A 15857-nucleotide genomic window follows, 5' to 3' on the forward strand; every position below is an offset into this window, starting at 1 on the left:
TAGGGGCATAGTTTAAAGGTAGAACTAAGGTCTCCAAAACCTTCAGTGTGGGTTCGATTCCTACTGCCCCTGCCAAATATACGCAACTTTGATTTCATAGTTCACGCTATGGAATTTTTTTGTTTTTAAGGACCATCTGCAGGAAAATTTCATTTACAAATTACTAAGGAAAATCCCGCCAATGCAGGCGGGATTTTTTTTGCATAGGAATTTTTAAAACAGTTTGCTAATTAGTCAAAAAAAAATAAAAGTAATTGTTTCGGATTCTGCTTAAATGTAATATACTATATAATAATAAGTATAGCACATTTATTTTAAACACGAATAAATATAGCACATTAAACCGAAACGAGGGGGTGATAATGATTAAACTTACAGAACGGCAGGATAAAATTCTCCAAATTGTCAAACAAAATGGACCAATAACTGGACAAGAAATTGCAGAAAAGCTTTCTTTAACAAGAGCTGCGCTGAGACCTGACCTCGCGATTTTAACCATGTCTGGCAAATTAGATGCGAGACCGCGAGTTGGTTATTTTTTCAATGAAAATTATGAAGTTAAGCGTCAAGCTGAAAAATTTCTCCATCAAAAAGTTATCGATTATAAGGCACATCCAATTGTCGTCGAAAAATCAACCGCCGTTTATGATGCGATTGTCCAGTTGTTTTTAGAGGATGTTGGCACGCTATATGCAGTTGATTCTAGGGGGCATTTAGCCGGGGTAATCTCACGTAAGGATTTGCTCAGGGCATCACTAGGAAATAAAAATCTCCATGAATTACCTGTTAGTGTCATTATGACGAGGATGCCTAATATTTTCACCATCCGGCCTGATGAAACCTTGCTCGAAGCAGCGAAGAAAATGATTGATAATCATATTGACTCCCTGCCTGTTGTGAAGGAAGTGGAGGAAGAAAAGAATACATATTTGCTGTTAGGACGGATCACGAAAACCACGATCACACGCGCCTATTTAGAAATTATGGAAAGATGAGACGAAGAGGAGTTGCTGCCATTTTGGTACAGAAAGAAGTTGTTTATGTTATATCTGATTCGGTTGGGGAAACTGCTGAGTTTGTCGTAAAAGCAGTGGCCACTCAGTTTAACGGCGGCCAGGTTGACATTCGCCGAAATTCATATGTGGAAGATATTGAAGATATTGAAGATGTCATTCTATTGGCAAAAAAGGAGCACTCCATCATTGCTTATACAATTGTTATTCCCGATTTAAAGGATTACCTAGATAGAAGAGCACTAGAGGAAGGAATATTAGCTGTCGACCTGCTAAGTCCGTTAATGAATGCTTTCGTCACTAGGTTTAACAAACCGCCCCATCATCGTCCGGGGTTAATGAGAAAACTAGATGAAGAATATTTTCGTAAAATTGAAGCAATCGAATTTGCTGTTAAGTATGATGATGGCCGCGATCCAAGAGGAATTACAAAGGCAGATATTGTTTTAGTTGGTGTTTCAAGGACGTCTAAAACACCGTTGTCAATGTACTTAGCACATAAGCGCTTTAAGGTCGCCAATGTCCCGTTGGTTCCAGAGGTGCCGCCGCCGGATGAATTGTTCGAAATACCAAGGAAAAATTGTATTGGCTTAATCATTTCACCTGATAAATTAAACGAAATTCGCAAGGAACGCTTAAAGGCATTAGGTTTAGCATCACAGGCAAATTATGCAAGCTTTGAGCGCATTCTAGAGGAACTTGACCATGCTGAAAAAATTATGAAGCGCGTTGGCTGTCCGGTCATTGATGTCTCAAATAAAGCAATAGAAGAGACGGCTGGTTTAATTTTAGACATATTGAAAAAAGAGAGGAGTTTTTGATAATGGATAAATTGGTCTATTTATTTCACGAAGGTCATGGCGATATGAAAGAACTACTAGGGGGAAAGGGTGCTAACTTAGCAGAAATGACACGAATCGGTCTCCCTGTCCCTTATGGATTTACGATTACTACACAGGCTTGCAATGCTTACTATGAAGCTAGCAAAACAATTCCTGCTCTAGTAGAGAAACAAACCTTAGAAGCGCTTACCAGTTTAGAAGAAAAAATGGGCAAGAAACTAGGCGACCCACAAAATCCATTGCTTGTCTCTGTCCGTTCCGGTTCCGTGTTCTCCATGCCTGGAATGATGGATACGATTTTAAACCTTGGGATGAATGATGAAACCGTAGTCGGCTTGGCTAATTTAACAAATAACCCGCGGTTTGCATATGATTCCTACCGCCGTTTTATTCAAATGTTCAGTAATGTCGTTCTTGAAATTGATACCTATTATTTTGAGCAATTTTTAGAAGAAACACGTGAACAAAAAGGTTATTCTTCTGACCCGGAAATGAGTGCGGCGGATTGGCAAGAGGTGATCATTGGCTACAAAGCAATTGTTAAAAAGCACACAAGAAAAGAGTTTCCACATGATCCAAATAAGCAGCTTTTCCTTGCGATTAATGCTGTCTTTAATTCTTGGAATAATCAGCGTGCGATTGTTTACCGCCGCCTAAATAAAATTCCGGATCACTTAGGTACTGCTGTTAACATTCAAAGCATGGTATTCGGAAACATGGGAAATGATTCTGGCACTGGCGTTGCCTTCACGCGAAATCCTTCGACGGGCGAGCACGTTCTTTACGGTGAATACTTAATCAATGCTCAAGGGGAAGATGTCGTTGCAGGGATTCGCACGCCGCAGCCAATCGCCTCCTTGAAGGATGAAATGCCGGATGTTTACCAGCAATTTGCCGATACGTGCAAACGGCTCGAGCAGCATTACCTAGAAATGCAGGACATTGAGTTTACGGTGGAACGCGGTCAGCTGTTTATCCTGCAAACTCGTAATGGCAAACGCACAGCGCAAGCGGCCATCCGCATTGCCGTTGAAATGGTCGAAGAAGGAATTATTGATAAAAAGACCGCCCTGTTACGTGTTGACCCGGATCAATTAAATCAATTGCTGCACCGCCGCATTGATGACACGTTTGAAAGAAGAATTTTGGCAAAAGGCTTGCCGGCATCCCCGGGGGCAGCGACAGGTGAGGTTGTCTTTGACGCTGATGAAGCGGAGCTTTTAGCCAATGAAGGCAAAAAAGTGATTCTTGTTAGACCGGAAACAACACCGGATGATATTCACGGCATCGTTGCTTCGCAAGCTATTTTGACTAGCCGCGGCGGTATGACCAGCCATGCAGCTGTTGTCGCGCGCGGGATGGGGAAAGCATGTATTTGCGGATGTGAAGCCGTTAAGATTGATTTGAAAGCAAAACAATTTGCTGTTGGTGACACTGTTGTTAACTATGGTGATATCATCACGCTTGATGGTTCTACTGGTGAAATCATGCTAGGGGAAATTCCGATGATTGATCCAGAGCTTTCGGATGAGTTCCAGCTGTTGCTTGCATGGGCAGACCAAGAACGGAAATTAGGTGTCCGTGCTAATGCCGATAATCCGGAAGATGCAAAGAAGGCGTTTGAATTTGGTGCCGGCGGTGTAGGGTTGTGCCGGACTGAACATATGTTTATGGATTTAAAACGGATTCCGATTGTCCAAAAAATGATTCTTGCGGAAAATTATCCGGAAAGAATGGAAGCCCTTGAAGAGCTTTTACCGATGCAGCAGAGTGATTTTGAAGGGATTTTTGAAGCCATGCAAGGGTTCCCGGTAACGATTCGGTTACTAGACCCGCCGCTTCATGAATTTATGCCAGATAAAGAAGAACTGTTAGTGGATGTGACGAAACTGCAAATCTTAGATCCGGGATCAGCCGAATTGAAGAAAAAAGAACAATTGCTGAAAAAGGTCCGCCAATTAGATGAGTATAATCCTATGCTTGGCCACCGCGGCTGCCGTCTGGGCATGATTTACCCTGAAATCTATGAAATGCAAGCGAAAGCGATATTCTATGCCGCTGCAAAATTAGCGGAAAAAGGAATGGAAGTGCAGCCAGAGATTATGATTCCGCTTGTCGGCCATGTGAATGAATTGAAACAAATGCGTCAGTTGGTTATTGATGCGGCTGTTCGTGTTCAGGAAGAAACCGGCAAGAGGATTGAGTACACAGTCGGAACCATGATTGAAATTCCTCGTGCCGCCTTAACTGCGGATCAGATTGCAGAGGAAGCCGATTTCTTCTCCTTTGGAACGAATGACTTAACACAAACAACGTTTGGCTACAGCCGTGATGATGCGGAGGGCAAATTCCTGCAAGCATATATCGAAAATAAAGTGCTTCCTGAAAATCCATTTGCGGTGCTTGATCAAGAGGGCGTTGGTAAGCTAGTAGAAACAGGCGTGAAACTTGGCCGCACGGCAAAGCCTTCCTTAAAAACAGGTATTTGCGGCGAACATGGCGGAGAAAAGAGCTCCATTGATTTTTGTTACAGAACGGGCTTAGATTATGTCAGCTGCTCACCATACCGCGTGCCGCTTGCTCGTTTGGCTGCCGCACAGGCAACAATTCGCCATGAGCAAAAGAAAGAAGAGGTTTATACAACAGCCTAATTTGTTGTGGGGGGCGGTGCCAAAAAGGTGCCGTCTTCTTTTTTTATGGTAAATTTGGATTCGCAAATAAAACAGGTCGATTCGCAAATAAAACTGGTATTTTCGCAAATAAAACTGGTATTTTCGCAAATAAAAAGGGTGAAATCGCAAATAAGACAGGTAAATTCGCAAATAAAACCATTTTTCCGCCGAATTTTTCGTGAAAAGGTTACACTCGTCTCGCTTTTCATCGGATTAGCTTCCAACTTTCTGCCTATACTATAAAAAAATGAAAAAGGGGATTCAAAATGGGGGCTATTGAACGCAGCGGTTATCGGTTTGTACCGGAATATAGTGTCATTCAACAAAACGGGGCTGTCCACGTCTACAACAAAGATCAATTTATCGAGGAAATAAAATTTCAGTTTTCAGGAAAATTTCCGGAACTAGACCAAATCGAAGACCTCGTTGACCAATATTGTAATCAACATGATATTTAAGACCGAATACTTGTTCGGTCTTTTGCTTTGTGATAGAATAAAATCAAGAAAATTTGAAAAGGAGGGACGTTCATGAGTAAATTAATAACCATTTACCCTCAAGCAATCGAACATACTAAAACGAAAATATATGAAGATATTGACCGGTATTTAGAATCGAAAGAATCGCTGCCAACCTTTGAACAATACTTAGCCGACCGGAGCCATTACATTGAACAAATTTGGGTGAATGTTTGGCTGAATAAAGCGACGAACGATGTTCCCAAAAATGAAAAAAAGCAATTTTTAAGCGAAAAAGGGTTTGAAGTGCAAGGGGTGGACCGAAAATTACTGAATAAGCTTTTCCGCGATGAAATGCGGACGTATCTGCCCTTCGATACAATGGGGTGGATAAAGGAAACTTTTGCTGGATATGAAGAAAATTGGGAAAACCGTTATGTGGATGCAAAGGATCATTTATTAAAGCGCGAAGAACAGAGGCAGCTTGAGGAACAGAAGCAAGCAATTAGGGGCGAAATTGAAGATACTGCCGTTAGTATTTTGGAAGAACAATATGACCTTTTCTATTTATATGTTCGTCACTTCGTTGCCCAACAACTAGCTGCAGACTTGCAAAATAATGTAAAGTTTCAAGCGGTCGATCCCATTGCCCTTGAGGAAAAATTAGTGGATCAAGGTGCGTTTAATCCGTCAGCTTATACAACGGTTGCTGCTTTTTTTGAAGAGCTGACAGGTGATATTCATAAAACACTAAACTGGGGCCGAAGCACCTTCGAATATCAAACCTATTTCTTTGTCTATGAAAGCTTAATTTCTGATTACCTGTCAGAACTAATACCAGAGAAAGTATTAGCGGAACTGCCACCAGTGCTTAAAGATGAGTTTGTAAAAACCTTTAATGAAAAATTATCGGCTTCTTTTGTAAAGGGGAGCATTGCCCAGCTTCTTTACGATGTTGAGGGATACATGATAGAGGATATTCAAGCGGAATATCTTTCTGATTTAGTTAGTTTAGCAGAAATTCCATTTGACCTAATGGTGCATAAAGATATTTTCGAAAGGGATTTAGAGGAGCGAGAAAGAAAACAAAGAGAAGAGCATGCTGAAATTAAGCGAAAACAAGAAGCAGAAGAACAGATGATGAAAGACATCTTTGGCACGGAGTACGATCCCTCCTTACAACGCCATGTTCGCTTTTGTCTTCACATTGGTGAGACGAATACAGGGAAAACGCACCATGCCCTCGAAAAAATGAAGGCGGCAGCTAGCGGTTTGTATTTGGCCCCGCTGAGGCTATTAGCCCTTGAGGTTTATGATAAGTTAAATGCAGAAGGCACACCCTGTTCGTTGAAAACGGGTGAAGAGGAAAAAATCGTCCCTAATGCTAGCCATATCTCCTGTACGGTAGAAATGTTCCATGAAAAAGAAGTTTATGATGTGGTCGTCATTGATGAAGCGCAAATGATCACCGATAAGGATCGGGGCTTTTCATGGTATAAGGCAATTACCAAGGCGAGTGCCGAAGAAGTACATATCATTGGCAGCAAAAATTCGAAAACGATGCTGCTCGAGCTTTTAGGAGATGCAACTATTGAAATTCACGAGTACAGCCGTGACACTCCGCTCGAGGTTGAAACCAAGGAATTTCATATTAAGCATGTTAAAAAAGGAGATGCATTGATTTGCTTTTCCAGAAGGCGTGTGCTTGAGACCGCCTCACGGCTGCAAAATGACGGCCATTCTGTCAGCATGATTTACGGCAGCATGCCCCCTGAAACGAGGAAAAAGCAGATCGAGCAATTTAATAAAGGAAAGACAAAGGTCATTGTCGCGACCGATGCGATTGGAATGGGCTTAAACCTGCCGATTCACCGGATTGTTTTTCTTGAAAATGAAAAATTCGATGGAACCCGCAGGCGTCTGTTAACCTCCCAAGAAGTAAAGCAAATTGCCGGCCGTGCCGGTCGTAAAGGGATTTATAATATCGGAAAAGTTGCTTTTACAAGTGATATCAAAAAAATGCGGAATTTGCTTGTGCAGGTGGATGAACCTGTTCATACATTTTCGATAGCTCCGACCAATTCTGTTTTTGAACGGTTTCAACGCTATTACCGCGATTTAGGAACCTTTTTTGAGTTATGGGGAAAATTTGAAAGTCCGAAGGGAACAAAAAAGGCCTCACTTTCAGAGGAGAAGTCTCTATATCAAATAATTGCCGGAACAGAAATTGAAGCACGGCTGCCGTTAATGGATTTATATGGCTTTTTACACCTGCCTTTTTCGAAAAATGAGCCAGTATTAACGAAGCAATGGGAAGAAACGATGTATAGCATCATTCAGGGGAAAGAACTGCCTGAACCAATTGTAAAAGACCGGAGCTTGGAAGAATTAGAACTCAGCTATAAAGCGGTTGGACTCCATCTCTTATTTTTGTATCGATTAGGAGAACGAACGGAAGCGATTTATTGGGAACGGCTCCGGGAGGAAATTAGCGACCAAGTACAGGAACGGTTAAAAACAGACATTAAAAAATTTGTTAAAAAATGCAAGACCTGCGGCAAAAAGCTGCCATGGGATCATTCATTTCCAACTTGTGAATCGTGCTATCGTGAAAAATATAGAAGGTATCGGTATGATGAGTATGATTTTTAAAGGACTTTATGAACTCGGGATTTTCTTGACATCCAAATTCATGTAATTATGGTAAAATAGGTGGTAAAATCTTTTCCCAATGAAAGTGAAGTGAAAATGATGCAGTTATCATTAACCGTTAGGGGACAAGGAGCCGAAGCAGTTTCCTATTTAGCAGCTAAAAACCCAAACAATTTATATGAACGCGGCGAAAAGGGATTAACAGTCCGTCTTGTCTATACCGCTTTTTCAAGTGAAGAAGTCCAGTTTCTACTTTATGTAAAGACTGACGCGATCAACTTAGTAAAAAATTCACCAGATTATTATGATATTACCCATTATATCAATGACCGTGAGTTTGCCGCCAGCAGCATCTTTGTTTCTGCCATACGAAAGGCATTGGGGACCGCATTAAATGGAAAACCGAATGAAGAATATGCAGCTTGGGTCGGGCACCCATTTGAAATGGAACTTATCTTTGGCCCGATTGCCTCTGATTTGCGCGACCCAGATCTGGAAGCATTATTCTCCCCAATGGGATACAGGGTGGAAATTGAGCGCGGGAAGAGCTTCATCAGGGAAAAGAGCACGGCTAGATTCATTACCATAAAGGGAAACCAAACAGTTCAGAACGCCTTAAAGCATGTTTCGATCTTGATTCCGGTTATTGATAACTATAAACATTATTTTATCGATGAAAGAGAAATCGAGAAGTTTGACCGTTACGGGGAAGGCTGGCTCGAGAATCACCCCTTAAAAGCCTTGATAGTAAAACGGTCTTTACGGTTCCAAAACATGATTTCGAAATCAAAATTCTTTGAAAAAGTGCCAAAACCCGATGATAAGGATGTGGCTCCAAGAGTTCGGTTAAATGACCTGCGCTATGAAGCAATCGTAAACTATGTTGAGGCATTACCAAAAAGAGAAACCATTGTCGACCTTGGTGCAGGTGAAGGGAAATTATCGGTTCAACTCGGGTTTATTGAAGGAGTTAAAGAGATTTTTTCAGTAGAGCCTGCCAATAAGTCGCGGTTGCGGGCTATGGAGAGATTCGAGCAAGCAAAGGGAAAACGTGGTTTCATCGAGCCCAAGTCGATTGCAGGTTCGTTATTTTATTATGATGAGCGGCTTAACAACAAGGATGTCATCGTTTTATGTGAAGTGATTGAACACATCGATGAAAACCGTTTAGCGCCAATATTCGAAACTATTTTTAAAGATTATCAGCCTAGGGTGTTGATTGTAACCACTCCGAACCAAGAATACAATGTTGTCTATGAAATGGATGATGCAATGCGCCACAGCGATCATCGTTTTGAGTGGACAAGGGATGAATTTCGTCAAAAGGTACAAGAATGGACAAAGAATTATCCCTATCAAGTGAGCTTTCAAGGTATTGGTGAGGAACATCAACCATACGGTCATCCTACGCAAATGGCCATTTTCAGAAGGGAGCAGGAATGATGGTGACCATAAATTTGCCACATGCGGGTATCGTATTACTCGCGGGCCCTTCCAATTCTGGTAAAACGACATTATTAAATCAATTAATTCAAGAAAAGCAAATTCTTGCATCTGAAGTGGTAAGCTCCGACCAACTTCGGATTCTCGTTAGTGATGTTGAATTTATTAACTGGAATCAGCGTCCAAAGGTGGAAGCAGATGCCCTTTTTGATGAATACCAACAAATATCGAAGGAAGCTTTTGAAGCGATGGATTATTTAATCGCTAAACGCTGTCGCCTCAATAAATTAACCTTCATTGATGCTACTCATTTGCGTGAGGATGAACGGGAGAAATATTTGCAAATGGCAAAAAAGTATCATATTCCGGCGATTGCGATTGTGCTGAATTTAGCAGAAACTGAATTACTTAGACGCGACCTAGCACGGGATTTCCCGCGGGGGAAGAACCGAATCAAGCAGCAATACCAACACTTCAAAAAGACACTGCGCTCCATCAAAAAGGAAGCTTTTCGCCGCTGCTACGTTTTTGGGGAAGAAGAATTACAAGTATTAAATGTGAACCGTCTTGAAAATCCATTAGTAATGGACGTTGGCAACGGCATCGATTTTATCGGAGATATTCACGGCTGCTATGAAGAGTTTATTGAACTATTGAGTAAACTTGGATACGAAGAAAACAAAGCGGGTTATTTTGTCCATCCTGAAGGGCGAAAAATTCTTTCACTAGGTGACGTTATGAGTCGGGGACCGCGGTCTTTGGAGACGCTGAAATTTTTTCAAAAGCATGTAGCAGCAGGAAACGCCTATATGATTGACAGCAATCATGGCTGGAAAATTGCCCGCTGGCTTGATGGCAAGAATGTTAAACTTGCACATGGTGATGAAAATGTCGCGGCTGAGTTTGATGAGTACGAAAGAACATTCGGTAAAGAGGAGTCACAGCGTTTCAAAGACCAGGTAAAAGACCTGTTGTTGGAGGCAAAATCACATTACATTATCCAGCAAAACGGTGTCAACGCAGCTGTTGCCGTTCATGCCGGAATAAAGGACTATTATATTGGCAAGCAATCACCGCGTATTTCCGACTTTTGCCGTTACGGGGATTCGGATGGACTCGACGAAAATGGAAAACCAATTCGAAAAGACTGGACGCTGGCACATAAATCTAATGCACTTATTCTTTGGGGGCATGATCCGAAACCGCAGCCATTATTGGTAAACAACACGCTTAATATTGATCAAGGAGTTGTGTTTGGAGGCAGTTTAACGGCATTTCGTTTCCCGGAAAGGCAATTTATTTCGGTCAAAGCGAAAGTGGATTATGCAAATGTGGAGGACAATCCTCTAAAGGAATGGGAACGGAAAAGGCTCTCGGCGCCTAATATTGCAAAATTCATCGAGGGTTATTCCGTGTTAACGGAACAGTATGGGGAGATTTCCATTTATGCTGATGGCGCTAAATCCGCTTTGGATGATCTTTCCCATTTCACGCTGCCGCTTGAGGAAATTGTTTATCTGCCGCCGACGATGAGTCCGACCCCGAAACCTTCAAGATTGGAGGGGTACCTGGAACATCCGTTAGAAGCGTTTGAATATTATCAGGCAAATGGCGTGGAGAGGATGGTTGTTGAGAAAAAGCATATGGGCAGCCGCGGGATTTTGTTTCTTTTTAAAAACAAGGAAGCAGCAAAACCGTATATTGGCAGGGAATCATTAGGTGCGATTTACACGAGGACTGGCCGCGCCTTTTTTCAAAAAGAATTGGAGGAACGAATATTACAAGTATTATCTGCAGACCTCAGTGGTTATTTTGAAAAATACAACACCGATTTTGTCCTGCTGGATGCAGAAATTCTTCCGTGGAATTTGAAAGCAAAAGAGTTAATCATGAATCAATATGCCCATGTCGGTGAAATGGCGCTGCTTGATCGGAGCAAATTGCGGAGTCAGCTGCAAAAAGCCCGCGAAAATGGAAAAGATGTGGGAAGCTGGATAGAGGAAACGGATGAAAAGATTACCAATGCCACGGTTTTTAATGAAGTGTACCAAAAATATTGTTGGGAAACGGAAGGGCTGGACGGAATACAAATTGCCCCTTTCCATACATTAGCCCACAGTACGGAAACATTTTTTACTCAACCGCATACTTGGCATATGGAGAAAAATAAAGAGTTTAGCGGGTTATCGGATTTGTTTGTCGAAACGGAATACCGGGTTGTTGATGATGAAGAATCGTTGAATGCCGCTATCCAGTGGTGGGAAGAAATGACCGAAGACGGCCATGAAGGCTTTGTTGTCAAACCTGAAATGTATGTTGCACGGCATAAAGGCAAGCTTCTTCAGCCGGCAATTAAAGTGAGAGGCCGGAAGTATTTGCATATTATCTATGGAATGGATTATTTGCAACCTGAGAATTTGACCCGGTTAAAGCAGCGAAATGCCGGCAAGAAACAGCGTAATGCCTTGAAGGAGTTTTCCTTTGGGGTTGAAGCGGTGAATCGCTTTGTTAGACGAGAGTCGTTGGAGCGGTACCATGAATGTGTGCTCGGGGTTTTGGCGTTAGAAGCCGAACCGATTGATCCACGACTATGAAAGTTTTAAAAACGAACTTGTCAGCCGGCAAGTTCGATTTTTTTTACTTCAAAGTCCAAGTATATTAACTTTGTTCGCCCATATGATGGATAGAAAGGAGTGTGAGAGGTTTATGGCAGTTCATGTGGTTAAGAAGGGCGAGACCTTGGGGACGATTTCCTCGATTTATAGAGTTTCAATTCAAACGATTGTAGAGATGAATGGATTATTATCAGCAAATACCCTCGTTCCAGGTCTTGCATTATACCTTCCTGACACCCTGCCGCCAATCCGTCTTTATCAAATAAAAGCCGGCGATCACATTTGGCAGCTGGCACAACAATACAATATTGACATTCCAACCATCTTAGCGGCAAATCCCGGAATTATCCCGAAGAACCTTTTTATCGGCCAATCTATCAATATTCCTTCACCATTAAAATTAGAAATAGCCACACTCGGGTTTTTAGTTCCCTCGTCTGAAAGTGCAAACCTCGCAACGATAGATAGTCTAGCGGGACAGCTGACGTTTTTAGCAGTTGTCGCTTATTCGTTTACTGAGGAAGGATTTGCGTTTAATGTGATAAAGGATGCATCCCTTGTTTCAAGAAGCAATCAACGGAACATCACTCCGTTATTAATGATACGAAATATTGCCGAAAATGATTTTAGTGCGGAATTGGCAGGGCGAGTACTCCAAAATCCAACCTATCGTGGAAATCTGGTCTCGAGTTTGGTGAATTTAACGAGACAAAGGGGTTTTGGAGGCGTCAGCATCGACCTTGAATTTATTCCGCCGGCACAACGGCATGATTTTATTTCCTTTCTAACAGATTTAAAAAATGCGTTAGGCGAGCTAATCCTGCATGTGAATGTTCATGCGAAAATAGCGGATATTCCGACTAATCGAATCATTGGTGCTTACGATTATGCCGCGATTGGCAGTGTGGTCGATCTCGTTGCCTTGATGACTATGGATTACGGTTACCCTGGCGGCCCGCCTGACCCGATTGCCCCGATATCGTGGATGGAACAAGTTATCCGGTACTCAATCACCCAAATCAATCCGAAAAAGCTGCAAATCGCAATGCCGCTTTATGGGTATGATAAGGTTGTTCCTACGAATGCCGCCCATGCCCTATCGGTGCTTGCTGCTCAAAATAAGGCTATTTCCACCGGTTCACCGATTGAATTCGACAACACCGCTAAATCGCCGTGGTATCGGTATTGGCATGGTGTAGAGGAGCACGTTGTCTGGTTTGAAGATATTCGTAGTTTAATAGAAAAATATCGGCTCATCGATCTCTACCAATTGACAGGCACAACCTTTTGGCAAATCAGCCTGCCAGCACCACAGAATTGGGCGTACCTTATGAAAAACATTCAGGTGGTCTAGAATAGAATTTAGAAATTACATTCAATTTATCAAATATGAAGTGGAAAAGTTTTAAGGAAGGCTGGATATAGATTGATTAAAAAGGTTAAATTTTTCGTACTAATTTTATTAATGGTAATTATCCCCTGCGGTCAAGTTACCGCAAAGAATGACCGAGAAAAAATGGTTCAGCAGCTCAATCAATTGATTAAAAATGAACCAGATTTACAAGGAGCGATCGCTGGTGTGAGTATTCGCTCTGATGCAAGCGGGGAAATCATTTATGATCATCAAGGTGATGTCCGTTTGCGGCCAGCTTCAAATCTGAAGCTGCTAACTGCGGCAGCAGCGCTCAATATTTTGGGAGAAGACTACAGCTTTCCGACGGAAATACTTACGGATGGAACGATGAAAAAGAAAATACTTCAGGGAAATCTTTTTATAAAAGGGAAAGGTGACCCCACTCTGTTAAAATCCGATTTTGATAAAATGGCAGCTGAGCTACAGGAGATTGGTATCAAAAAAATAACCGGAGATCTCGTTGGTGATGATTCCTGGTATGATGATGTCCGCTATTCGTTTGACTTACCGTGGAGCGATGAAACCACTCATTATGGGGCGCAAATTTCCGCACTTACAGCTTCACCGACAACAGACTACGATGCGGGCTCAGTCATGGTTATGGTGAAACCTGGAACAAAAATTGGGGACAAACCTGTGGTAGAAATCACCCCGAAAACGAACTATGTAAAAATAGTAAATCATGCAGCAACGGTTCCGGATGACGGTAAAAAGGAAATCAACATAGTACGCATTCATGCCACGAACACGATAACAATAGAAGGAACGATTCCACATAAGTCAATGGGAGAGAAAGACTGGATCAGTGTCTGGGACCCAACCCGATACGCCTTAACCCTAATGAAACAGTCATTATCAGAACAGGGGATTACCGTTACGGGAAAAATTAAATCAGGATTGGTGCCTGACAGCGCAAAAATTTTGGCGACTCACCGCTCGATGCCATTATCAGAGCTGCTGGTGCCATTTATGAAGTTGAGTAATAATGGCCATGCAGAAATGTTGATGAAGGAAATGGGCAAGGTGGTCAAAGGGGAGGGCAGCTGGGAAAAAGGAATCGAAGTGTTGGAAACCGAAATCGCAAAATGGGGCCTCAACCCTAAAACGATGGTTATCCGTGATGGATCAGGTGTTTCTCATGTAGATTTAATTCCAGCCAATCAAGTATCGCAACTGTTATTTGCAGTAAAGAAGGAAAAGTGGTTTTCAAGCTTCATTTATTCCTTACCTGTAGCCGGTGCACGGGAAAAGATGGTCGGCGGCACACTAAGAAATCGCTTGAAAGATCCAGAAGTCCAAGGAAAAGTCCAAGCGAAAACGGGAACCATATCCACTGTCAGTTCGTTATCAGGCTATCTGGAAACAAAAAGTGGGCAAAAATTAATTTTTTCGATTTTATTAAATAATTTGATGGACGACGAAAAAGGAAAAAAAATTGAGGACCGAATTGTTCAGCTGTTAGCAAATTCATGATTTTCCTCGTAGTGAAGGTATTTTTCATTGATAGTTAAGGTTTAAATGCAAAATAAATTGGAAGCGTTTTAATGCGTATGACCATTAAAATCGTCTTGTACATGACGTTTGTCATACCCAGCACATGACACCTGCTACTAACAAGTCCAACTCCCTTCCTTTATAATTCGAATTAACAACACAACTAAGGAAGGGAATTCGAATAAAATGACCTTACAAAACACGAAAACATTGAAAAAACAAATAGCTCCTTTTGAAAAATCAACAACGAAAGAAAGTGTATGGCAGCTCATCAATACGGTGGTGCCGTTTATTACCTTATGGTATCTTGCCTATTTAAGCCTCTCCGTTTCTTATTGGCTAGCATTAGTTCCCGTTGTGATTGCTGCAGGCTTTTTGACAAGAATATTCATTATTTTTCATGATTGCACACACCATTCCTTTTTCAAAAACCGCCGAGCCAATCGAATTGTTGGGACAGCCATGGGCGTTTTAACGATCTTCCCGTTTGATCAATGGGGACATGAGCATTCCGTTCATCATGCGACAAGCGGAAATTTGGATAAGCGGGGTACTGGTGATATCTGGACGCTTACAGTAGATGAATATTTGGCAGCACCACTCAAACTACGTCTAGCTTATCGTTTTTATCGCAATCCATTTGTGATGTTTGGATTAGGTCCAATTTATGTTTTCCTATTAAAAAATAGATTTAATCGCAAAGGTGCTAAAAAGAAAGAACGCAACAACACGTATTTGACAAATGTTCTCATTGTTGCTGCAATTGCCTTGCTTTGCTGGGCGGTCGGCTGGCAGTCGTTTCTTTTAGTCCAAGGCTCGATTTTCTTACTATCAGGTTCAGTCGGTATTTGGCTGTTTTATGTACAGCATACGTTTGAAGATTCTTATTTTGAAGAAGATAAAGAGTGGGAATATGTGAAAGCAGCGGTGGAAGGAAGTTCATTTTATAAGCTGCCAAAATTGATGCAATTCTTAACTGGAAATATTGGTTATCACCATGTGCATCATTTAAGTCCAAGGGTTCCTAACTATAAACTTGAAGAAGCGCACGCTAATACGCCACCATTACAAAATGTGCCGACAATTACTCTTGCTACAAGCTTGAAGTCACTCCGATTCCGCTTATGGGATGAGGAAAAAAAGAATTTTGTCACCTTTAAAGACGTTAAAGCTGTAGCTAAAAGAAGTATTTCTATTCAAGCTAAACCTGAACTATAAGCACACCATTTTGGCTGACTCTCCTTAATATACGGG

The 15857-nt window shown here is 41.8% G+C and carries 10 protein-coding genes and 1 tRNA gene; all 11 read left to right on the top strand.

The window, feature by feature from the left end; genetic code table 11:
• The first annotated feature begins 1 nt into the window (after position 1).
• A tRNA-Trp gene (locus BANVL01_RS15830) sits at positions 2–75 on the top strand.
• A 287-nt stretch (positions 76–362) separates the two neighbouring features.
• Positions 363–995 carry a transcriptional regulator CcpN gene (ccpN, locus tag BANVL01_RS15835; protein ID WP_172800869.1) on the top strand — a complete coding sequence of 211 codons (633 nt, stop codon included), beginning with the start codon at positions 363–365 and terminating at the stop codon, positions 993–995.
• 23 nt (positions 996–1018) lie between these two features.
• Positions 1019–1834, top strand: coding sequence for a pyruvate, water dikinase regulatory protein (locus BANVL01_RS15840; RefSeq protein WP_066088476.1), 816 nt, complete (start codon positions 1019–1021; stop codon positions 1832–1834).
• 2 nt (positions 1835–1836) lie between these two features.
• Positions 1837–4506: a pyruvate, phosphate dikinase gene (gene ppdK / locus BANVL01_RS15845; RefSeq protein WP_066088473.1), complete on the top strand. Its 2670-nt coding sequence runs from the start codon at positions 1837–1839 to the stop codon at positions 4504–4506.
• A 287-nt stretch (positions 4507–4793) separates the two neighbouring features.
• Positions 4794–4985 carry a YbxH family protein gene (locus BANVL01_RS15855; RefSeq protein ID WP_066088470.1) on the top strand — a complete coding sequence of 64 codons (192 nt, stop codon included), beginning with the start codon at positions 4794–4796 and terminating at the stop codon, positions 4983–4985.
• Positions 4986–5057: 72 nt separating this feature from the next.
• Positions 5058–7637 (top strand): DEAD/DEAH box helicase, encoded by a 2580-nt coding sequence (locus tag BANVL01_RS15860; protein ID WP_066088467.1) that lies wholly within the window; start codon positions 5058–5060, stop codon positions 7635–7637.
• 96 nt (positions 7638–7733) lie between these two features.
• Complete coding sequence (locus BANVL01_RS15865) at positions 7734–9080, top strand: 3' terminal RNA ribose 2'-O-methyltransferase Hen1 (RefSeq protein ID WP_235845597.1); 1347 nt, start codon at positions 7734–7736, stop codon at positions 9078–9080.
• Entirely contained in the window at positions 9080–11674 is a 2595-nt protein-coding gene (locus tag BANVL01_RS15870; RefSeq protein ID WP_156482333.1) for a polynucleotide kinase-phosphatase, read from the top strand. Before BANVL01_RS15865 ends, BANVL01_RS15870 begins: the two co-directional genes overlap by 1 nt.
• Positions 11675–11786: 112 nt before the next feature.
• Positions 11787–13049: a LysM peptidoglycan-binding domain-containing protein gene (locus tag BANVL01_RS15875; protein ID WP_066088463.1), complete on the top strand. Its 1263-nt coding sequence runs from the start codon at positions 11787–11789 to the stop codon at positions 13047–13049.
• A gap of 111 nt (positions 13050–13160) precedes the next feature.
• On the top strand, positions 13161–14582 hold the full coding sequence (gene dacB / locus BANVL01_RS15880) for a D-alanyl-D-alanine carboxypeptidase/D-alanyl-D-alanine endopeptidase (protein ID WP_066096643.1): 1422 nt from the start codon (positions 13161–13163) through the stop codon (positions 14580–14582).
• Positions 14583–14789: 207 nt separating this feature from the next.
• Complete coding sequence (gene desA / locus BANVL01_RS15885; RefSeq protein ID WP_066088460.1) at positions 14790–15821, top strand: Delta(5) desaturase DesA; 1032 nt, start codon at positions 14790–14792, stop codon at positions 15819–15821.
• Positions 15822–15857 lie beyond the last annotated feature (36 nt).

This window comes from Neobacillus novalis NBRC 102450, assembly GCF_001591805.1.
Lineage (GTDB): Bacteria > Bacillota > Bacilli > Bacillales > Cytobacillaceae > Neobacillus > Neobacillus novalis.